22 protein-coding genes are annotated in these 22263 nt (G+C 39.6%); 11 read left to right on the forward strand and 11 right to left on the reverse strand.

Annotated features, from left to right (window positions below; translation table 11 throughout):
• Position 1: 1 nt before the first annotated feature.
• The 8 genes from DW862_RS18055 to DW862_RS18095 all read right to left on the reverse strand — a co-directional run bounded on the left by DW862_RS18055 (position 2) and on the right by DW862_RS18095 (position 6637).
• Positions 2-1117 (reverse strand): agmatine deiminase family protein, encoded by a 1116-nt coding sequence (locus DW862_RS18055; protein WP_118407559.1) that lies wholly within the window; start codon positions 1115-1117, stop codon positions 2-4.
• Between the two features lie 87 nt (positions 1118-1204).
• Positions 1205-1747 carry a ferredoxin domain-containing protein gene (locus DW862_RS18060; protein WP_118407558.1) on the reverse strand — a complete coding sequence of 181 codons (543 nt, stop codon included), beginning with the start codon at positions 1745-1747 and terminating at the stop codon, positions 1205-1207.
• 232 nt (positions 1748-1979) lie between these two features.
• Positions 1980-2732, reverse strand: a complete 753-nt coding sequence (locus DW862_RS18065; protein WP_120069741.1) for a restriction endonuclease — start codon at positions 2730-2732, stop codon at positions 1980-1982.
• A gap of 135 nt (positions 2733-2867) precedes the next feature.
• The gene (locus tag DW862_RS18070; RefSeq protein ID WP_004312881.1) at positions 2868-3533 is read right to left on the reverse strand and encodes a hypothetical protein; all 666 of its coding nucleotides are present in this window, start codon (positions 3531-3533) and stop codon (positions 2868-2870) included.
• A gap of 33 nt (positions 3534-3566) precedes the next feature.
• Positions 3567-4418 (reverse strand): hypothetical protein, encoded by an 852-nt coding sequence (locus DW862_RS18075; protein WP_004312880.1) that lies wholly within the window; start codon positions 4416-4418, stop codon positions 3567-3569.
• A 501-nt stretch (positions 4419-4919) separates the two neighbouring features.
• The gene (locus tag DW862_RS25995; protein WP_008640217.1) at positions 4920-5093 is read right to left on the reverse strand and encodes a hypothetical protein; all 174 of its coding nucleotides are present in this window, start codon (positions 5091-5093) and stop codon (positions 4920-4922) included.
• Positions 5094-5463: 370 nt separating this feature from the next.
• A complete protein-coding gene (locus DW862_RS18090) occupies positions 5464-5703 on the reverse strand; it encodes a hypothetical protein (RefSeq protein WP_004312878.1) in 240 nt (79 codons plus the stop codon).
• A gap of 22 nt (positions 5704-5725) precedes the next feature.
• Positions 5726-6637, reverse strand: a complete 912-nt coding sequence (locus tag DW862_RS18095) for a YafY family protein (protein WP_015531125.1) — start codon at positions 6635-6637, stop codon at positions 5726-5728.
• Positions 6638-6792: 155 nt separating this feature from the next.
• On the opposite strand from DW862_RS18095, the gene DW862_RS18100 reads away from it, so the two are divergent.
• From DW862_RS18100 to DW862_RS18110, 3 genes are read left to right on the forward strand one after another with little or no spacing between them, the layout of a single operon-like run.
• A complete protein-coding gene (locus DW862_RS18100) occupies positions 6793-7413 on the forward strand; it encodes an ATP-binding cassette domain-containing protein (protein ID WP_120069744.1) in 621 nt (206 codons plus the stop codon).
• A 51-nt stretch (positions 7414-7464) separates the two neighbouring features.
• Positions 7465-8259, forward strand: coding sequence for an ABC transporter permease (locus tag DW862_RS18105; protein ID WP_008022384.1), 795 nt, complete (start codon positions 7465-7467; stop codon positions 8257-8259).
• Complete coding sequence (locus DW862_RS18110) at positions 8256-8534, forward strand: hypothetical protein (protein WP_004312874.1); 279 nt, start codon at positions 8256-8258, stop codon at positions 8532-8534. The genes DW862_RS18105 and DW862_RS18110 overlap by 4 nt, the downstream gene beginning before the upstream one ends.
• Positions 8535-8587: 53 nt before the next feature.
• On the opposite strand, the gene DW862_RS18115 is transcribed toward DW862_RS18110, so the two are convergent.
• Positions 8588-9001 carry a DUF4891 domain-containing protein gene (locus tag DW862_RS18115; protein WP_004312873.1) on the reverse strand — a complete coding sequence of 138 codons (414 nt, stop codon included), beginning with the start codon at positions 8999-9001 and terminating at the stop codon, positions 8588-8590.
• Positions 9002-9233: 232 nt separating this feature from the next.
• A complete protein-coding gene (locus DW862_RS18120) occupies positions 9234-9737 on the reverse strand; it encodes an RNA polymerase sigma factor (RefSeq protein WP_004312907.1) in 504 nt (167 codons plus the stop codon).
• A gap of 280 nt (positions 9738-10017) precedes the next feature.
• On the opposite strand from DW862_RS18120, the gene DW862_RS18125 reads away from it, so the two are divergent.
• The 5 genes from DW862_RS18125 to DW862_RS18145 all read left to right on the forward strand — a co-directional run bounded on the left by DW862_RS18125 (position 10018) and on the right by DW862_RS18145 (position 18028).
• On the forward strand, positions 10018-11112 hold the full coding sequence (locus tag DW862_RS18125; RefSeq protein WP_008022379.1) for a Nif3-like dinuclear metal center hexameric protein: 1095 nt from the start codon (positions 10018-10020) through the stop codon (positions 11110-11112).
• 5 nt (positions 11113-11117) lie between these two features.
• Positions 11118-11948, forward strand: coding sequence for a zinc ribbon domain-containing protein (locus DW862_RS18130; protein ID WP_004312909.1), 831 nt, complete (start codon positions 11118-11120; stop codon positions 11946-11948).
• A gap of 220 nt (positions 11949-12168) precedes the next feature.
• Entirely contained in the window at positions 12169-13566 is a 1398-nt protein-coding gene (locus DW862_RS18135; protein WP_120069748.1) for an efflux transporter outer membrane subunit, read from the forward strand.
• A 33-nt stretch (positions 13567-13599) separates the two neighbouring features.
• A complete protein-coding gene (locus tag DW862_RS18140) occupies positions 13600-14733 on the forward strand; it encodes an efflux RND transporter periplasmic adaptor subunit (RefSeq protein ID WP_165861943.1) in 1134 nt (377 codons plus the stop codon).
• Positions 14734-14872: 139 nt separating this feature from the next.
• Positions 14873-18028: an efflux RND transporter permease subunit gene (locus tag DW862_RS18145; RefSeq protein WP_120069752.1), complete on the forward strand. Its 3156-nt coding sequence runs from the start codon at positions 14873-14875 to the stop codon at positions 18026-18028.
• Positions 18029-18193: 165 nt separating this feature from the next.
• Here DW862_RS18145 and DW862_RS18150 read toward each other — a convergent pair whose 3' ends face one another.
• Positions 18194-18643: a type I restriction enzyme HsdR N-terminal domain-containing protein gene (locus DW862_RS18150; RefSeq protein WP_008022371.1), complete on the reverse strand. Its 450-nt coding sequence runs from the start codon at positions 18641-18643 to the stop codon at positions 18194-18196.
• Between the two features lie 63 nt (positions 18644-18706).
• On the opposite strand from DW862_RS18150, the gene DW862_RS18155 reads away from it, so the two are divergent.
• The 3 genes from DW862_RS18155 to DW862_RS18165 all read left to right on the forward strand — a co-directional run bounded on the left by DW862_RS18155 (position 18707) and on the right by DW862_RS18165 (position 22209).
• Complete coding sequence (locus DW862_RS18155) at positions 18707-19483, forward strand: AMP nucleosidase (protein ID WP_004312914.1); 777 nt, start codon at positions 18707-18709, stop codon at positions 19481-19483.
• 24 nt (positions 19484-19507) lie between these two features.
• The gene (gene holA / locus DW862_RS18160; RefSeq protein WP_008022370.1) at positions 19508-20527 is read left to right on the forward strand and encodes a DNA polymerase III subunit delta; all 1020 of its coding nucleotides are present in this window, start codon (positions 19508-19510) and stop codon (positions 20525-20527) included.
• Between the two features lie 1211 nt (positions 20528-21738).
• Positions 21739-22209 carry a helix-turn-helix domain-containing protein gene (locus DW862_RS18165; protein WP_120069755.1) on the forward strand — a complete coding sequence of 157 codons (471 nt, stop codon included), beginning with the start codon at positions 21739-21741 and terminating at the stop codon, positions 22207-22209.
• The last annotated feature ends 54 nt before the right edge of the window (positions 22210-22263 follow it).

Raw genomic sequence — 22263 nt, forward strand, 5'->3', positions numbered from 1 at the left:
GTTATTTTATAACTCCCAATGGGTATTGCATGGTGACACAATGCAGGGAACCGTGTTGCTTAATCAGGGCACGGCAGTCTATTCCGATTATTTGATAGTCTGGGAATGCTTGTTGTAACACTTCTCTTGCTTTTTGGTCATTTGCCGGCTGATGGTATGTCGGGTAGAGAATAACTTCGTTCATAATCAGGAAGTTGGCGTAAGTTGCGGGCAGGCGTTCGCCGTCTTCTTCGATCTTGTCCGCCATCGGTAAGGCTAACAGGCGATAGGGTTCTCCTGCTAAGGTGCAGAATGTTTTCAGTTGTTCCTCCATTGCGAGTAATGCTTCGTAGTGTTCGTCTTCTTTGTCGTCGCATTTTACGTAAGCAATGGTGTCGGTAGAACAGAAACGTACCAAAGTGTCGATGTGGCTGTCAGTGTCGTCGCCGGCAAGATAGCCGTGGTCTAACCAAAGAACCTTTTGCAGGTGGAAGGTTGATTTCAGGTATTCTTCTATCTCTACCTGGTTCAGTCGCCCGTTCCGCTGGGGAGACAGCAGACATTCGGAGGTAGTGAGCAGTGTGCCCATTCCGTCGCTTTCGATGGAGCCTCCTTCGAGAACGAAATCGAGGCGGTCTATATACTGGCCTTTCAAGGCTCCGGCTTCTACCGCTTGTTTGGTGATTTGATTATCCAGTTCGGAAGCAAATTTCAGTCCCCAGCCGTTGAATGTAAAGTCGAGCAGGGAAGGGGTGCCGGTGTCTATCATGGTGATGGCTCCGTGGTCGCGTGCCCATGTGTCATTGGTGGCACATTCCAGAAAGCGGACGTTGTTCATGTTGACGGTAGCGGCTATCTGTTTTTTCACTTCTTCCGGTTCGGGGGTGACAATCAATAGTAACTCTCGCTTCGCTATTTCCCTGGCTATGTTTATAAAACACTCTTGCACTTCTGCCAGCATGTATGCCCAGTCTGTACCGGCGTGTGGCCATGTCAACTGTATACCACTCTGCGTATGCCATTCGGCGGGCAAATGAGGGGCTCTCATTTCTACCTGCACGGTCATGTTTTTGCCGAAATTCAATTGCAAATCTTTCTCCGAGCCACTTGGGCTGGGAAGTCCAACCATGATTCCCATTAGACTATTATCTATTTGGTTATTTATAAAATCAGTTTATTGTCTGCGTCAGTCGTCAGTGTGCCTGTTACGCATCATTACGTATTATTATGAATTCGTTTCTTGCTTTGGCTTCCGGTCAAAGAACGGATTCTTAGAAGATGCACTTACAGGAATGGCCATTACCATCTTGCAGTCTTTCAGCCAGTTCAGGCGTTGTGCTGCCAGCCCGGCGGAGAACATCACACGTGTGTCTACACGCAAATCGGCTGCCATAGCACAGGCGGAACCTATGGCGATACCTACGTCTATGCTGTTCAATGCGCAGGGAACTCCTCCGGTACGTCCGTCGCAGGTGGTGAAGCCGCAATGACCGCAGTTTAAGCCTTGTGTCTGCTCGCGTGTTCCTATCAATACAACACATTCGGCACTTAAGATGTTGTCGGCATCACGAAGGAAAAATTTCATTCCGTGTTCTTCTACCATAGCTATCATAGTGTCCGATAGTTGTTTAATCTCTTCATCCGTGATTAGGGCCACTTCGATAATATCGATTCCTTTTCCTTTCGGAGCAGTACGCGCAGCCGTCATCATCTGGCGGGCTACTTGTAATACATGCTCATGACGGGCATCTCTTTCGTTCAGTATCATAACTTTTCTTGAATTAATTAGTGAGGCAAAGATAAATCAAAATTGGAAAACTTTACATTAAACGATGAAAGAAAAAAGGGAAAATCGCTTCTTTACACTTTCGTAGTTTACACTTTCACTGTCCGTAACCTTCGCATCGAATATCTCATTTTATCAAAGAGGAAACAGGCTGAGTGCTTACGCTTAAAGTTCATTTTTCAAGGTATGATACTGTCATTTTTGAAAGTAAAACTTATTCTTTCAACTTAAAAGTAAGTCTTAAGGGGTTTTCATCCAACTTAAAGAATGGTACTTGTGACAAGATTAATACAATACCGGAAGAAGCTCGTTTTACGCAATTCTGGTTGATATAATCCCGAGTGATTTCTCCTTTTTTTAATAGTATTTTAATGGCATTTTTGAAATGTTCTATTTCAATTTTACCTGGGTTTCCTTGTGAGGTTATTCTTGTTATTCCTGCCCAATCTACGTTTGTGATTATATTTTCTTTTCCTCGGTTATTATACAAAGTTTTCCCTTTGAGTGGCATAATGTATGTTTCCCAAATGGAATCGAACGTGTATTCCTCATTGGTAAAAAAAATGTTTGAGCTCTTAGATTCTATATCTTGTACTTTTTTGGGGGAGGCTGATGAATAAAGGGTACCTTCTGCTGTTTTGGTTGTTTTGTCAGGATAATCAATTATTTGCAAATCTATTTGTAGACGGTTGGCTACTTCTATAGCATCAGGCATGATTTCTCCATTGGTAACTAAAATAGCTTTATTGCATCCAAAATAATCTTTTGTACCATGTAACTCCATTATCATGCTTCTATTTACTTTTCTAGAGTTTCCGTACATTTTTACTTGAATCGCTATCTTTTCCCTTCCTTTTGTGGCAAAAATATCAATTCCATAATCTCCGCTTTGTGGAGTTAATTCAGTGGTATATCCTTGTTTATTGAATAATTCTCGGATATACTCTTCATATTCTCTTGGTTTCATATAAATAAAATTAGTTTAATGATGAAAGTTATGTTTTCGTTCTTCTATGTGATGTGTCATGTAGTTCTCCAATTCTTTACGTAGCATAAGTGTTAAGGAAATGTTTAACGAACTATTGATTGAATAGAAATAAATCTAATTTCTTTTTCTCATAAATTTTTGAGCAAAATAGATAATTTCAAGAGGTGTCAATCGGTAAATAATTTTATTATCATTTTCTAATACCCAGTTTTGAGTATCAGATTGAAATTTCCATTCCAACTTTAATATATCCTTACCTAAGTTTTCAGCTAATAGTTGCTTTGTCTTATCAAGCACTAGCATTGTCGTCATTTGGCGTATTGCCATAGGTCTAACATAGTCCTTGATTTCCAATACCTTTCCTTTATTATCAAGAACGAATGTAATTTCACCTGATTCTACTTTTAAACCTGTACGTTTGGATTTTATATTATGAACCAATGATACAGCTATAAATGCATCAGGGGCTTCTGATATTTCAAAATATTGGTCAAACACTCCTCTGCTATCAAGAAGTTTTATACAACCGCGAAGTGTGTCTGTTTTTTGCTCCTCCATTTTCAATTTTATGGGATAACGTGCGTCTTGCACAATTAAGATCCATTCAATAGGTTCATGAATGAGAGTATCCGATAATGATACTGCATTGAAAAACTCCTTGATACAGTTTTTTGACCATTCAACTAATTGATGTTGTTCCGTTTGAGAACTTTCCGTATTTTGTCCTAAAACATTTGTTGTAAAACATAAAAGCAGGAATAAAAAAATATACTTTCTCATAAACAATAATATTAAAGCATGACAAATTCTATATCAATAAAAATTGGTAAATAATAGCTTGTACTGTTCCTCTGCACTTTTACTAATAGAGAAATATCCGTAGGAAACTTCTTTAACTTTTCCTTTGGGAGATATTATGAATACGCTGTGCTTTGTTTGCTTATATCCATCTCTTCCTTCTATTATATATTTATGCTCAATACATAATGCTGCGTGTATCCAGTTAGGATGAAAATCAGCAACTTGTTTAATAGAAGAAAATGTAAAATCCAACGCATCAAAGACTTTTCGTTCTAAAGTTAATTTTGTATATAGTGTCCATTCTATAGGAATATATTTTTGTGAGTTATTCAGATTTTCTGAAATATGTTTTCTTACTATATCCTCTCCCCATATTATAAGCTCCTCGTTATTACTATTTCTTAATGGACCTTGTATCATACCTGTAATTTGTTCTATCCCTGTATAATCTTCTCCATCAATACGATTGACAAAATTTGTAATATTCCCTTTTTTGTCAAATTCAATATGTTTACAATAATGAGATTCACAACCTTTTTTATTGATTATTTTGAATGTATGTGAAAGGCGCAATGTATTCCATTCAACGGAAGGTATATGAAAAGTGCTATACGTAGTTGTATGACCTAAATCATCAGTATAACCACTTCCTTCCCATTTTAATGCTATATATTCTTCATTATTGTACAAATTGTTTTTAATATATTCTTTTGTTTTTGCCTTAATCCAGTTTGTCTTTTGTTCTTCACTTGCATTGGGATTGAATTCAGGGAGATAATCTTTCTGAAAAGAAACACCCCAGATGATTAGTAATCCTATTATAACTATGATACTAAATAAAATGAACTTATCAGAATTATTCATGAGAATGAATATGTTTAGATAATAGAATAAAGTATTGCTGTAAATATGATTCCGACTAATGTACCTATCAAAGCAGATTTTGTTTTTCCTTCATGGCGATTCCATGAAGTAAAGCACAAAATCAGACCAATCAGTGGTATTAAGAAGCTGACGAACAGATAACTTAGACTAATTTCGTTATTATTAGATGGGATGTTATTTTGTGAACAACCACAGAATGGACAGTTTGAAGCACTATCTGATATTTGCTTCCCGCAATCTTTACAATAAATTAAGGACATATTTTTACAATTGAGAGTTGTGGAATTTTGTGAATAATTTAGTGTAGGCTCATTACTTTTATCATAAGTAATAAGCTCCTTATAACATTTGGGACATTTGAATATAACGTCCGGTTTAGAAGGAGCTTCTATCACATTCTTACAAAAGGGACATTCAACCATTGAAGAATCAATCTTTTTTATTTCATTATTGTTTTCCATATAATCAAAGTTTATATTATTAAACATCTATTCCTATAAAATTTAAAAACGCAAATATCCAACATAACATGAATAAACAGAATAGTACTGTTAGAATTAAAAAATCTTCATTGTGTTTTTTTACACCAACTTCTTGGGAAAGAAGAATTCTAACTCCAATTTCAGGTTTGGGAATTGCCGAAATTTTTTCCATAAACATCCTATTTATAATATCATTTCGACTCCCTAAAATGAGGTTATACATAAAAAAGAAAGTGTGGAGTCGTCTGTTTATCTATCGGGAGGTTCTGGTAAACCTAAGGAACAAATAAACAATACCCCACACTTGTATAGATATGCGCATAGGTAACACATACGAAAATACAAGTGATGAGTGTTATTGTTATCCCTGTTCCTTTTGAAATTTACCAGATTTCCCGAATAAGGATAAAAGCAAAACACTTTCATCTAATAAAATGTAATGTCATATAATTGCTTATGATGACAGTGCAAATATAGATATATTTTGCAATATAACACTCTAGGGTATTGTTTTTTTTAGGTTTAAGTATAGTCTTCGTTTCTTACTCTATCAAATCTATCTCATCATCCATTTCTCTATTCTCATTGTCATATAAATAAGATTCAGGTATATAGTCAGACAAAACCAGTTTTTCATTCTGTGTTTCGTTTTCAATTTCTTCTGCAAGATCAATATTTACGTCAATATCATCGCAGCAGGCATAGTTGTCGCGATATTGTTGATTACGTTTCATTTCTTGCTGAAAAAAACTGCTACCAAATAATGCTTTAAATAGATTCATAGTTTTAATGTTAAACGTTATATTATAAATGTCTTTTTATTGCTTCCTCATAAATTCTCCGTATTCGTTCCCGAAGATGTAACGGTTCAATTACTGTAAGTGAACTACTACGTGAGAGCAATGCCATTACAAAATCATTAGTAATACGAAGGCGTAATCTGATTCGAAATTCCATCTCATTGTCCGTAATGATTTCTTGTGAATGATGCAAAGGAATCGATTTCAAGAAACTACCATCTAATGCACTATAGCTTAGTTCAATATTTTCTACTGGAATATCTGTCTGATTCCAGATGCCGTAGCTGTCTTTAAATAAGTTGTTTGCATCAATATTCATATTCCTTTTGAAGGTTTCCTCATAAAGGATTTGGAGATTGCGGATACAGTCTATATTGAAAGTTTTTAATATGTTGTTGTCATAGGCGAGGAGATACCATCTTTGCTGGTCTTCTTTCAGATAATAAGGTAAGACTTTCTTTTTGCGTACTTTGTCTCCTTCACGTACATAAATATAACTGAATTCTACCGGGTGAAAGAATTTAATGGCTTTTATCAATGCCGGAAGACATTCACTGTCGTTTGGTCGATGATGTTCGGCAAGAACATAGGTGTGTAGGTTGGAAGTTTTGTCCAAAGCATTCAATAGGTCGAAGTTTAGCAGAAGCCGTTCGTACTGCTCCTTTTTCAAATCGTCTTCCTCATTGATATAATAACCGTTTTGTTTCTTATCAAAACAGATGCGGATACCAAATAGATCTTCTATATCTTTGAAGTCTCGCTGCAAAGTTCTTATGTCTACAGGTGTTCCATCTCGTTCTTCCATGCGATGTGTCACGTAGTTCTCCAATTCTTTACGTGGCACATACTGTTGAGGTCCTTTTAATTTATTGATAATGACCAGCATTCGTTGCATTCCTTCCCGTTTCTTGCCCATATTTGGTATTAATTTTAATTATCAAGAGCAAAGATAATGTCACGTGACGACAAAACATGTCGTTCTAAGAAAATTTCTAAGAAAACAAAGGGATTTTGATACGTATGCCCTTGTTTTTTTATACTTTTGGTGAAATTTTCAAAAGGTACGATTAAATGCTACATATTGAGAACATTTGTATTGCTTTTGGGACAGAGGTTCTTGTTTCCGGTTTTAATATGAAATTGGAAAGGGGAGAAACTGCCTGTATTGTAGGACAATCTGGCTGTGGAAAGACTTCGTTACTGAATGCGATAATGGGTTTTGTTCCGTTGAAAGAAGGGATAATCAGGATAGGAGGAATGGTACTGGATAAATCGACTATTGATACAGTCAGGCGGCAGATTGCATGGATTCCCCAGGAATTGGCATTGCCTTTCGAATGGGTGAAAGAGATGGTAGCTCTCCCGTTCGGACTGAAAGTGAACCGTTCTGTCCCTTTTTCGGAAGAAAGGCTTTTTGCCTGTTTTGATGAATTGGGACTGGAACATGAATTATATACCAAGAGAGTGAATGAAGTGTCGGGCGGTCAGCGTCAACGCATCATGCTCGCCGTAGCCGCTATGCTCAATAAACCTCTGATTATTATAGACGAACCGACTTCTGCTTTGGATGCCGATTCGACCGGTAGGGTCTTGTCTTTTTTCCGGCGACAGGCGGAAAAGGGAACAGCAGTGCTGGCCGTATCGCATGATAAGGATTTTGCTTCGGGTTGTCATTATTTAATAGAATTGTAACGATTGGAGAGAACTCTAATACGAATCGGATAGAATTGTTAAGAATACATTGTGGGAACGATTGATATATCATATTATAATCTTTTTATAGGCTTGCTTCTGCTTGCCATCCCGTTCTTTTATCTTTGGAAGTTTAAAACGGGACTACTGAAACCTGCCCTGATTGGTACAGTACGGATGATTATCCAACTGTTCTTTATCGGCATGTATCTGAAATATCTCTTTTTATGGAACAATCCCTGGATTAACTTCCTTTGGGTGATAATTATGATATTCGTAGCCGGACAGACAGCACTGGTGCGTACCCAGTTGAAACGTCGTATCTTATTAATCCCTATTACGGTAGGATTTCTTTGTAGTGTTGTACTGGTAGGCTTGTACTTTATCGGTATTGTTCTTCAATTGGACAATATATTTAGCGCCCAATACTTTATTCCGATATTCGGTATCCTGATGGGTAATATGCTTTCGAGCAATGTGATAGCTTTGAATACGTATTATAGCGGATTAAAACGTGAGCAACAGTTGTACCGTTATTTACTGGGGAACGGAGCAACAAGGCAGGAAGCGCAGGCTCCATTTATCCGACAGGCCATTATTAAATCCTTCAGTCCGCTGATTGCGAACATTTCCGTGATGGGATTGGTTGCTCTTCCGGGCACAATGATCGGACAAATTCTGGGAGGAAGTAGTCCGAATGTTGCCATCAAGTATCAGATGATGATTATGGTGATTACTTTTACGGCATCTATGCTGTCGCTGATGATTACTATTTCATTGGCTTCACGCCGATCTTTTGACGCATATGGGAAATTATTAGAGGTAACCAAAGAACCCCGAAAATGACAATTACCGATCAGATATTCCGTAAAGTGGCTGAAACTTCTATTCCGCATTTTTTTATAACAGTGGAGTTTTCGGCATCCGGCACTGAAATGCCGGAACATATCGAATCGTTCCTGCGGGAAAAGCACAAAGTAATTCTTCGTGGAGCCAGCGGGCGTAAATTTATCTATAAAGAAGGAGAGTGGCGGCTTATTTTTACTTTCTTTCCTACCGACAGGGTGGTAGACGAACGGTATGCGCTGAAAAACAAAGTACAGATGAAAAGCGAAAGATAGACGCTAAGACAACGGGTTATCTTTGTTTTTAGCTCCGGTTGTGAGCACATTGATTACTTGCCTTTCAACATTCCCCATAAGCAGCGAAGCTGCACGAATTGTTCTCCGGGTTGCACATATCCGCCTTCAAACATCTTTTCCGACACTTTAAATTTGGAAAGATGATGGCGTATGTACGTCTCTACAGCCGGGGATTGTTTTTTGACGAATGACATCAAATCGACCTTTCCATCTTCACGAATAAGAACATGGGCTTTGATGGTACGAAAGCCGTACTCTTTGCAGTGTTTGGTTTCTGCCTTATCAATCCAGAAGATAGCAGTAGCTTTGACCGTATCTGCCGTGCAATCTTCGGCATTGTCAATTTCTGTAGACTCGGCTACAGCTGTTTCCGTATTATCACTCTTTTTGAGTTGACAGGAGGCCGTCACAACTATCAGCAACAGTAGAGTCAGAATTGTTTTCATCGTATTTATTATTTAGTGGAAGTAAAAATACAGATTTTCAATAAATAACGGAAGTTTTACGCAGAATTTTATAATTAGTTTTTATTCCGGCATTGATTTTTATCCATATTTGTCCGATGAAAATAGGCAAAAGGCAAAAAGAATATACACTCTCTTTGCCTTTTGCCTATTGATAAAACTGAAAAATGAAATCAATTGTTTAATCTGAAACTGATGTAGATATAGTTAGGGTTTAGCGGAAGTCTTTCAGTTCTTCCTGTAATTTCTGGCGCGTGAAGAAGATACGGCTCTTTACAGTGCCCAACGGAAGATTCAGTTTTTCTGCAATTTCGCGGTATTTGAATCCGGAAACGTGCATGGCGAACGGAACTCTGTATTCTTTCGGAAGAGCATTGACTACGCGGTGCATCTCTTTCAGGTCGTATGTCTTTTCCGTACTTTCAAACCCTGCATCTTGCGGTAAATTAAGATGGTAGAGATTGTCCGTATGGTCAATAAATGTCTGGTCACGAACTACCTTGCGATAGTTATTGATAAAGATATTGCGCATGATGGTATACATCCATCCTTTGAAATTTGTATCAGGTGTATATTTTTCTTCGTTATCTAATGCTTTTAATGAGGTTTCCTGCAGCAAATCGTTCGCTTCTTCGCGGTCTGTTGTCAGTTTGTATGCGAAACGTAGTAGTTCTTCCTGAACGCCTACCAAGTCTTTTCTGAAGCTTAAACTTTTCATATGTGTTGTTTTTAAAATGTGAGTATTCGTTGTTAAAATTTTGATGTTGCAAGTTTAAGGTATTTTGTCGATCCCGCTGGGGGAGAATCCGACGGAATTTAGGGGAATTTCTATCATCGGATAGTTTTTAGGTCTTATTTGATAGTTTTCGGGTGGTGTTTGATATCTTTTTACGGTGGTCTCAAGAAAACGGATAACGATAAATTCTCTAAAAAACGATCGTTTAGTATGATTATTCCTTTTTTATTTATTATATTTGCAACCAAATTTTCTACAAATAATGAAAATTAAGCAAATAGTAAGCGCCCTTGAACGATTCGCGCCTCTGCCATTGCAAGACGGCTTTGATAATGCCGGCCTGCAAATCGGATTGACAGAAGCGGAAGCAACAGGGGCTTTGTTGTGTCTTGACGTTACTGAAGCTGTGTTGGATGAAGCGATCGCGTTGGGTTACAATCTCGTCATATCTCATCATCCGCTGATTTTTAAAGGATATAAATCCATTACGGGCAAGGATTATGTGGAACGCTGTATATTGAAAGCAATAAAGAATGATATTGTGATCTATTCGGCGCATACCAATCTGGATAATGCACAAGGTGGAGTCAATTATAAGATAGCCGAAAAAATCGGATTGAAGAATTTGAAAGTGCTTGAGCCGAAAGAGAATAACTTGGTTAAGTTGGTGACGTTTGTCCCTTACGCACAAGCTGACGCGGTACGCGAAGCACTGTTTGCTGCCGGATGCGGAAATATAGGCGACTATGATTCATGCAGTTACAATCTGAAAGGAGAGGGAACTTTCCGGGCAAAAGAGGGAACGCATCCTTTTTGTGGAACAATCGGAGAACTGCACCACGAAGAGGAGGTGAGGATTGAAACGATTCTTCCTTCCTTTAAAAAGGCGGAAACCATCAAGGCTTTATTGGCTGCCCATCCTTATGAGGAACCGGCATTCGACATTTATCCGTTATTGAACGACTGGTCGCAGGCGGGATCGGGAATTGTCGGTGAACTGGATGAATCGGAGACAGAACTCGAATTTTTGAAACGCATCAAGAAGACATTCGAAGTGGGATGTTTGCGTCACAACAAGCTGAAAGGAAGAGAGATACAGAAAGTGGCATTGTGCGGCGGTGCAGGTGCATTTTTGCTTCCACAGGCAATCCGGTCGGGAGCGGATGTTTTTATTACCGGCGAAATTAAATATCATGATTATTTCGGTCACGAAGAAGATATTCTGATGGCGGAGATTGGTCATTACGAAAGCGAACAATATACAAAAGAAATTTTTTATTCCATAATCCGGGATTTATTTCCTAATTTTGCACTCCAATTGAGTAAAATAAATACGAATCCCATAAAATATTTATAAGTAAAATGGCTAGAGAAGCAAAAAAAGATCCGAATGAGTTGACGGTAGAACAGAAACTGAAGACACTGTTCCAACTGCAAACGATGTTGTCTAAGATTGATGAAATCAAGACATTGAGAGGTGAACTTCCGTTGGAAGTGCAAGACCTTGAAGATGAAATTGCCGGTTTGAGTACCCGTATCGACAAGATCAAAGCTGAAGTGGATGAACTGAAATCTGCTATTGCCGGCAAGAGAGTAGAAATCGAAACAGCAAAGGCTTCAGTAGAAAAATATAAGTCACAACAAGACAATGTTCGCAACAACCGTGAATATGACTTCTTGACAAAGGAAATCGAATTCCAGACATTGGAGATCGAACTTTGCGAAAAGAGAATCAAAGAATATTCTGCTGATAAAGAAGAAAAAGAGGCTGAAGTGACAAAGAACGATCAGATTCTTAACGAAAGGATGAAAGACCTGGAGCAGAAAAAGAGCGAACTGGATGAAATTATCTCTGAAACCAAACAGGAAGAAGAGAAATTGAGAGACAAAGCTAAAGACTTGGAAACTAAGATTGAACCACGTCTGTTGCAGTCTTTCAAACGTATCCGCAAGAACTCTCGTAACGGATTGGGTATTGTGTATGTACAACGTGACGCATGTGGTGGTTGCTTTAACAAGATTCCGCCCCAGAGACAGCTGGATATCCGCTCTCGTAAGAAAGTAATCGTTTGCGAATACTGCGGACGTATTATGATTGACCCGGAATTGGCTGGTGTACAAATCGAACACAAGGTGGAAGAAGCTCCGGCAACTACTACCAAAAGAGCTATTAGAAGAAAAACTGCTGAATAAAGAAAGCAGTGAAGTAGTAAGTAAAGTTACTATTTTGATATATAAAGTAAGCCCTGCAGCAATGCGGGGCTTTTTTTGTTTTAGTAAGTGCCCGTATAAAGGGAAATTGAATACTTCAAAATAATATTGCGTCGCGTGGGAGTTTTACTCCAATTTTACTCCGGTAAACAAACTTACCCTTTAGTTGTTATCTTTTCATTTCATAAAAACCTGAACTGATATGAGTATACGAGTGTGGGGCACATCGCTCCTTATGTTTCTTTCAACTGTAACTGCGGTTGGACAGACTGCAAACCGTTATTTGAAAGCTCCGCTCCCTAACGATTGGGAAGAGAGCGGGGAAGTGTTTCAACAGATACTTCCGGTGGATGACCATTGGTGGAAGTCATTCCAAGACGCCAAACTGGACTCTTTGATAGCTCTGGCAGTAGATCGTAATTATTCCGTTGCAATGGCAATCAACCGTATAGCCGCTGCCCGTGCCAATCTTTGGATAGAACGTAGTAATTTCTTTCCTTCCATCGGACTGAATGCAGGGTGGACCCGTCAGGAAACAAGTGGAAATACCAGTTCGCTGCCTCAAACAACGGATCATTATTATGATGCTTCGTTAAGTATGAGTTGGGAGTTGGATATCTTTGGCAGTATCCGCAAGCGGGTAAAAGCACAGAAAGAGAATTTTGCCGCCAGTAAGGAAGAGTACACAGGTGTTATGGTTTCGTTGGCTGCGGAGGTAGCCTCGGCCTATATCAATCTAAGGGAATTGCAACAAGAACTTGAGGTGGTGAAGAAAAACAGTGCTTCGCAGGAGGAAGTACTGAAAATCACCGAGGTACGCTATAATACCGGACTTGTTGCCAAGCTCGATGTGGCACAGGCTAAGTCTGTGTTGTATAATACGAAAGCCTCCATTCCTCAACTGGAAGCGGGTATCAGTCAGTATATAACGACATTGGCCGTTTTATTGGGAATGTATCCGCAGGATATTCGTCCGGTTCTCGAATCCGGCGGAACACTGCCTGATTACATGGAACCGATCGGAGTGGGGCTACCTGTCGATTTGTTATTGAGACGGCCTGATGTACGAGGTGCGGAATTGAGCGTGAATGCACAAGCGGCATTGCTGGGAGCCTCAAAAGCGGATTGGTTGCCGAAAGTTTTCTTGAAAGGATCATTTGGATATGCCGCCCGTGATTTGAAGGATCTCACCAAAAGTAAAAGTATGACTTATGAAATCGCTCCGTCATTGAGCTGGACTATTTTCAGCGGAGGACAGTTGGTGAACGCAACCCGACTGGCGAAAGCGCAACTGGATGAAGCGATCAATCAGTTTAACCAGACGGTTTTGACTGCCGTACAGGAGACTGACAACGCTATGAATGGCTACCGGAATTCAATCAAACAGATTGTCGCCCTGCGGGAAGTGCGTAATCAAGGGATTGAGACATTGAAACTTTCACTGGAACTGTACAAGCAGGGACTCTCTCCTTTCCAAAACGTACTCGATGCGCAACGTTCTCTGTTATCTTACGAAAATCAGCTGGTACAGGCACAAGGAAGTTCACTTTTGCAACTGATAGCCCTCTACAAGGCTTTGGGAGGCGGTTGGAGAGAATAAAAAAATCAATCAAAAATATATAACCTAACAGATATGAAAAAACTGATGTATATCTTTCTTGCACTGCCTATATTGACAGGTTGCAAGGAGAAGAAAAGTACAGGAGCGATGGGAGGTATGCCCACTCCGGAAATTAGCGTGACCAACCCCGTAGTGGAGGATATTACTTTGACGAAAGATTACCCGGGCTATCTGACAACTGAAAAAACGGTGAATCTTGTGGCCCGAGTGAACGGAACCTTGCAGTCTACCTCGTATGTTCCTGGCGGACGAGTGAAACAGGGACAACTGCTGTTTGTCATTGAACCTACTTTGTATAAAGACAAGGTGGAGCAGGCAGAAGCAGAACTGAAAACCTCCCAGGCTCAACTGGAATATGCCCGTAATAATTATAGCCGTATGAAAGAGGCTGTAAAGAGTGATGCTGTCAGTCAGATACAGGTGCTTCAGGCTGAATCGTCTGTGGCAGAAGGGGTTGCAGCTGTCAGCAATGCGGAAGCTGCTTTGAGTACCGCTCGTACAAACTTGGGATATTGTTATGTTCGCGCGCCGTTTGATGGCACTATCAGTAAGGCGACGGTGGATGTAGGAAGTTATGTCGGCGGCTCGTTGCAGCCGGTTACATTGGCTACTATTTATAAGGATAATCAGATGTATGCTTACTTCAATGTAGCTGATAATCAATGGTTGACGATGGCTATGGATAACCAGCAATTACCAGCCAATCTTCCGCAGAAAATAATGGTTCAACTGGGAAAGGAGGGAACTGAAACTTATCCGGCTGCCCTCGACTATCTTTCACCCAATGTAGATTTGAATACAGGAACGCTGACGGTTCGTGCCAATTTTGATAATCCGAAAGGGATATTGAAGAGTGGGTTGTATGTAAGCATTACTTTACCTTATGGAGAAGCTAAAAATGCGGTGCTGGTGAAGGAAGGTTCTATCGGGACCGATCAGTTGGGTAAATATTTATATGTTGTAAATGATTCGAATATAGTTCATTACCGGCATATTGAAATAGGGCAGTTGGTCGACGGCACTTTACGGCAGGTAGTGGGAGGACTTTCTCCGCAAGAACAGTATGTCACAGAGGCTTTGATGAAAGTCAGAGACGGAATGAAGATAAAGCCTCTTCCTGATTCTCTTCCCAAGAGAGAAAAGTAAAGTCCTTTGCTAACTGATTGACTAACAAATGAAATCAATAAAGGCGATGTACTTAAAACCGATTAATTAACAAAGGTAACTTCTTGCTCCCTCTCTTTGGGAGAAGGCTGTGGAGAGGCTGCTTTTAAACCTATATATTATGTTTTCTAAGTTTTTTATCAACCGACCGATATTTGCTACTGTTCTTGCCCTGCTTATTGTAGTAGCCGGTCTGGTCACACTCAATATATTGCCTGTGGCGCAATTTCCGGAGATCACGCCACCAACGGTGCAGGTCTCTGCCGTTTATCCCGGGGCAAATGCTGAAACTGTTGCCCAAACAGTGGGTATTCCTATCGAACAGCAGGTGAATGGTGTAGATGGTATGCTTTATATGTCTTCCAATTCTTCCTCTTCGGGAGCGTATTCTCTGACCATTACATTCGCTGTCGGTACGGACATCGATATGGCAACTGTGCAGGTACAAAACAGGGTAAGTATCGCGCAATCATCACTGCCGGAACCGGTAGTAGTGCAAGGAGTCACTGTGCAGAAACAGTCTTCAAACATTGTGATGTTCCTGACAATGACTTCGCAGGATTCTGTATACAATAGCCTGTATCTGACTAATTATGCCAAACTGAATTTAGTAGACCAGCTGACACGTGTGTCCGGAGTGGGTGCTGTGAATGTTATGGGAGCTGGGGACTATTCAATGCGCATCTGGCTCGATCCGGAGGCTATGCGTATACGGGATATTTCACCGCAACAGGTTTATCAGTCTATCCAGTCGCAGAATGTGGAAGTATCTGCCGGATATATCGGTCAACCTATCGGGCAGGATAATAATAATGCTTTTCAGTATACATTGAATGTCCAGGGACGATTGAAATCTCCAGAACAGTTCGGCGATATTATTATCCGCCGCGAACAGAACGGAGCGATGCTTCGCCTGAAGGATATTGCACGCATCGACTTGGGTTCTGCGTCATATAGCGTAGTGTCACGATTGAATGGAAAACCTACGGCTGCCATTGCTATTTACCAGCAACCGGGTTCCAATTCGCTGGATGTATCCAAAGGAGTGAAGGCTAAAATGGAGGAATTGGCGGCAAGTTTCCCGAAAGGAGTTTCGTATAATGTCACTTTGGATACGACCGATGTGATCCATGCTTCTATTGATGAAGTGATGGTCACATTCTTTGAAACGACTTTGCTGGTGATTCTCGTTATTTTCCTGTTCTTGCAGAATTGGAGGGCTGTGATTATTCCTTGTATTACCATCCCGGTATCGTTGATTGGTACATTTGCCGTGATGGCGGCATTTGGTTTCTCTATCAATACACTGACGTTGTTCGGGCTGATTCTGGCAGTTGCCATTGTGGTGGATGACGCGATAGTGGTGGTGGAGAATGCTTCGAGGTTACTGGGAACCGGGCAGTACTCCCCCCGCGAAGCGGTGACGAAAGCGATGGGAGAGATTACAGGCCCGATTGTCGGGGTAGTGCTTGTATTGCTGGCTGTGTTTATTCCTACGATGATGATTAGCGGAATTTCAGGGCAGTTGTATAAGCAGTTTGCATTGACTATTGCCGCTTCTACCGTGTTGAGCGGTTTCAATTCGTTGACATTGACTCCTGCGCTCTGTGCGTTGTTTCTTGAAAAGAGCAAACCTTCTAACTTCTTTATATACAAAGGTTTCAATAAGGCATACGACAAGACGCAAGGAGTGTATGACAAGATTGTCAAATGGTTGCTTCAACGTCCCGGAATGGCTCTTGTTTCCTACGGTGCCTTGACTGTTATTGCTGTATTGCTCTTTATGCATTGGCCGTCTACTTTCATTCCGGACGAGGATGACGGATATTTTATTGCTGTTGTTCAACTTCCGCCTGCAGCCAGCCTTGAACGTACGCAGGCAGTGGGAGATAAGGTTAATGCAATTCTGGATTCTTATCCGGAAGTGAAGAATTATATTGGCATTTCCGGCTTCTCGATAATGGGTGGCGGCGAGCAGAGCAACTCGGCAACTTATTTTGTGGTACTGAAAAACTGGGATGAAAGGAAAGGGAAGGAGCATACGGCTGCTGCCGTAGTCAACCGTTTTAATGGTGAAGCGTATATGACTATTCAGGCTGCGGAAGTATTTGCGATGGTTCCTCCGGCTATTCCGGGACTGGGTGCTTCCGGCGGTTTGCAACTTCAGTTGGAAGACCGGCGTAACCTGGGACCGACGGAAATGCAACAAGCTATCAATGCGTTGCTTGCTTCTTATCATTCTAAACCGGCTTTAGGATCTGTGTCCAGTCAGTATCAGGCAAATGTTCCGCAGTATTTCTTGAATATTGATCGTGATAAAGTGCAGTTTATGGGGATTGCCTTGAATGATGTGTTCTCTACATTGGGCTATTATATGGGAGCGGCTTATGTGAATGATTTTGTTGAATTCGGACGTATCTATCAAGTGAAGATTGAGGCACGGGATCAGGCACAGCGCGTGATTGATGATGTCTTGAAACTAAGTGTGCCGAATGCGGCAGGAGAGATGGTACCTTTTTCTTCTTTCACCAAAGTGGAGGAACAGTTAGGACAGGATCAAATAAACCGTTATAATATGTACTCGACTGCTTCTCTGACTTGTAACGTTGCTCCGGGAAGTAGCACCGGGCAGGCCATACAGGAAGTGGAAGCATTATTTAAGGAACAGCTGGGAGATGAGTTTGGATATGAATGGACTTCTGTGGCTTATCAGGAAACACAGGCAGGAAATACGACTACCATTGTACTTGTGATGGCTCTAATTGTTGCTTTCCTGGTACTTGCTGCACAGTATGAGAGTTGGACCAGCCCGGTGGCAGCCGTTATCGGATTGCCGGTCGCATTATTGGGTGCTATGATTGGCTGTCTGATTATGGGAACTCCGGTCAGTATTTATACGCAAATCGGTATCATTCTGCTTGTTGCGCTTTCGGCAAAGAACGGTATTTTGATTGTGGAATTTGCCCGTGATTTCCGTGCCGAAGGTAATTCGATTCGGGAAGCTGCTTTTGAAGCGGGACATGTCCGCTTGCGTCCGATCCTGATGACATCTTTTGCTTTTGTACTAGGAGTGATGCCGTTGTTGTTCGCTACCGGCGCAGGTGCGCAAAGTCGTATAGCATTGGGAGCCGCTGTTGTGTTTGGTATGGCTATGAATACTTTATTGGCTACCATTTATATTCCTAATTTTTACGAATTGATGCAGAAATTGCAAGAGCGATTCAGTAAAAAGAAAGCAGATGATGGTAGTGGGAAAAATGCTGCAACGCAGAAGTAAAAAGCCGTTTGAAGACTGTCTGGAAGGGTAGTTGGTATAGTGACGCTATCTGTTCGGGATAGCGTCACCATAGTAGGCAAATAGCGTCACTATCTTGAGGGGATAGTGACGCTATTTTATTCTTGTCGGCAATGCTGTTTTTTAAGGCGAATACAGCGGATTATTTTATAAAGAATGGTAATCAGGAATATCCTGGAGGAACGTATAGCTCTGATGTTCATAATCCATACGGCAGCAATAATGTTGCATTCCGTTGCTGACAATCAGGTAATCTACTTTCAGTACCATATTATATCGGGTGATCTGATCGAAAACAGCTTGCGTTATTTCAATGTGTGGTGCTTTATATTCTACAATCATCCGGGCTGATAAATCCCTCCGGTAAAGTACTGTATCGCATCGTTTGGTAGTACCGTTCAACTTCACCATTACTTCATTGGCAAGAAGGGTAGTCGGATATCCTTTGTGTGCAATAAGAAAGTGAACAAAGTGTTGCCGTACCCATTCTTCAGGGGTAAGGGCGACATATCGTTTACGAATAACGTCGAAAATTACATTTTTTCCGTTTCGTACGTTTATTTTAGTGTCGAATACTGGTAGGTTTAACGATAACATTTATTATTTTTGTAAGTTAAATAATGGTTCCCATTATTGGGAGCACAAATTTAATAGATAATTATGAAAACAAAAGAAGAAATCGTAGCTAATTGGCTGCCGCGTTACACAAAACGTAACCTGGAGGATTTTGGAGAGTATATTCTGTTGACTAACTTCAACAAGTACGTCGAGATTTTCGCAAATCAGTTTAATGTTCCTATTTTAGGAAGGGACGCAAATATGATTTCTGCTTCTGCCGAAGGTATCACAATGATTAACTTCGGTATGGGAAGTCCCAACGCTGCTATCATCATGGACTTGCTGGGTGCTATTCGCCCCAAAGCATGTTTATTCCTCGGAAAATGTGGTGGTATCGACAAGAAAAACCAGCTTGGTGACTTGATTCTTCCTATTGCGGCTATCCGTGGGGAGGGAACTTCCAATGATTATTTTCCTCCCGAGGTTCCTGCGTTGCCTGCATTTATGTTGCAGCGTGCCGTTTCTTCATCCATTCGTGACAAAGGCCGCGACTATTGGACCGGTACTGTATATACCACTAACCGTCGTATTTGGGAACATGATGATGCGTTCAAAGAATATCTGACAAAGACACGGGCTATGGCAGTCGATATGGAAACTGCAACTCTGTTTAGTTGTGGCTTTGCCAATCATATTCCTACCGGTGCATTATTATTGGTATCTGATCAGCCAATGACTCCCGATGGAGTGAAAACGGATAAAAGCGATAATTTGGTGACCAGAAATTATGTAGAAGAGCATGTTGAAATTGGCATTGCTTCTCTGCGTATGATTATTGATGAAAAGAAAACTGTTAAACACTTGAAATTCGACTGGTAATCCGGTCTTTCTGAAAAAATATATATGGCAAAACAAGAATTGACCTGTGATGACATCCTCAAGGAATTGAGAGCAAAGCAGTATCGCCCTGTCTATTACCTGATGGGAGAAGAGTCGTATTATATCGACTTGATTGCAGATTACATAACAGATAATGTGTTGAGTGAAACGGAAAAAGAATTCAACCTGACTGTTGTGTATGGTGCTGACGTGGATGTGGCAACGATTATAAATGCCGCAAAGCGTTATCCCATGATGTCAGAACATCAAGTAGTAGTCGTTAAGGAAGCACAGGCCGTGCGTAATATGGAGGAGTTGTCATATTATCTTCAAAAGCCTTTACTTTCCACTATCTTAGTGATATGCCATAAGCATGGAACTTTGGATCGTAGAAAGAAGTTAGCTGCCGAGGTGGAAAAAACAGGTGTATTGTTTGAGTCTAAAAAAATCAAAGATGCGCAACTTCCCGGTTTTATCGCTTCATATATGAAACGAAAAGGGGTTGATGTGGAACCGAAGGCAACTTCTATGCTTGCTGATTTTGTAGGCTCGGATTTAAGTCGTCTGACCGGAGAACTTGAAAAGCTGATTATCACTTTACCTGCTGGACAAAAACGTGTTACTCCTGAACAGATAGAAAAGAATATCGGCATAAGCAAAGACTATAATAACTTTGAATTGCGCAGTGCTTTAGTGGAAAAGGATATATTGAAAGCGAACAAAATAATAAAATATTTTGAGGAAAATCCGAAAACAAATCCAATCCAAATGACGCTGTCTCTATTATTTAGCTTTTACTCCAACTTGATGTTGACTTATTATGCGCCGGATAAATCAGAGCAAGGAATTGCAAACATGCTAGGATTAAGAACTCCATGGCAGGCTCGGGATTATATGGCGGCAATGCGAAAATATAGTGGAGTAAAGACGATGCAAATTGTTGGAGAAATACGATATGCTGATGCAAAATCTAAAGGAGTCCAAAACAGTTCTATGACAGATGGGGATATTCTTCGCGAGCTGGTGTTTAAAATTTTGCATTAAGTCGAATTAAGAATTACATATATCATCAGACATATACTTTTACCATAGATAGAAATGGGGAGTATATGTCTTTTTTATATTCCCGCAATTATACTTATCTCAAAAAGTCCTCTCACTATTTTCTGTGATTATTTTTACAAATAAATTTAGTTATTTCATCGTTTTATAGAGTTACTGTTTGGCTAATCACACAAACAGTTTTTTAATTTTATATTGCCCTATCTTTTCAGAAAATACATTTTCATTAAATCTAAAGCTTGAATTTTTTAACGAGAAAAGTTTACTGATCCTTGAGTTTTATCAAAAAAGCATTTTAGATTTTGATGCTACCATTTTATAGTGAGAATGGAGATTTTCTCTTTTTCTAAAGTTGCCCATTAATGTCATTTTGATAGTTCAGACTATATTGGATTGTTACAGCATGATTTTTTTCTAGTTTAATAGAAATATAGATTCACTTTATTGGGATTAAACTATTGTATATCATTTGTTTATACAAAAAATAAGCCTTCTAGAATCGAAAAAAAATAAATATCTGGAGATTGGTACAGAAATATCGCAAGGATTTGCTTTTTAGAGAAAATTGTAAAGGATGATTAGACAAAAATAGTAATATACATTGGTAAAGTATGGGTTGATTCCTTCCTTTTATTGCTTTTGCAACTATCGATATTTACTTTTGTATATTTAGCATGTTACCAATGTGTAATATAGGAATGTGAATTCAATACAAATGTGATCCAAAAGAGTTCTTCACAATAGTGTATTTACGCGTTTACAATATTAATATTACATATACAAATGTAGTTGTATGACAATTAACAAATAAGAAATATCTACTTATTTAGTTGTAGTTCAGTGTGATATGCGTTGTTATGTCAATTTATACTATAAAGGTTTCTTTTAGGTGGTATGTATATTTGTGAATAACTCTATTTGGCTTGTATGTACACCAGTTATATATCTATATATCTGCATTTTATATATAATTATTCAACTAAAGATATATCTTTGTATTTACTGTTTTTGTTTGATATACAAACGTAATATTCGATTTGTATAGAGCAGTATATTTTTGTGATATTAATATTTTTATATTTGTAATTTGCTTTTGTGAATCTAAATATTTACCTTTGTATAATCAATGATGTAATATGTATTTTTGTGAATTAGGTGCATAACACATACAATTGTAATAAAAAGAAGGTAGTATGGAAATAAAAGACAGAATCAGAATGATAATGGAGAGAGAAAAAGTTCCTCCTAGAGTTTTTGCTGAAACAATCGGAGTACAACAATCTACTCTCTCTCATATTTTAAATGATCGGAATAAACCCAGTTTAGAGGTCGTAATGAAGGTTCATCAAAAGTATGACTATGTAAATCTTGAATGGTTGCTTTATGGAAAGGGCGAAATGATGGTATCTGAAGAAGAGACATCTTTTTCTTCTTCTAATAGCGATTATCTGCCTTCTTTATTCGACGAGAATCTCATAAATTCGTCCAAAGAGTCGGCTATTCCGGAAAATCGCAAGGAAATGCCATTAAGAAACGCTGAAAATGCCCCTAAAGAGATTGTAAAACAAGAGATTAGGTATATAGAAAAGCCTGCCAGGAAAATCACAGAAATAAGAATATTTTTCGATGATAATACCTATGAGACGTTTAGGCCTGAAAAATAAAGAGTAAAATCGGTGGTTTGAGCAATTTCCTGTATCTTTGCACCCGGAATACGA

The organism is Bacteroides sp. AM37-9 (assembly GCF_003603455.1).
Taxonomy (GTDB): domain Bacteria; phylum Bacteroidota; class Bacteroidia; order Bacteroidales; family Bacteroidaceae; genus Bacteroides; species Bacteroides xylanisolvens.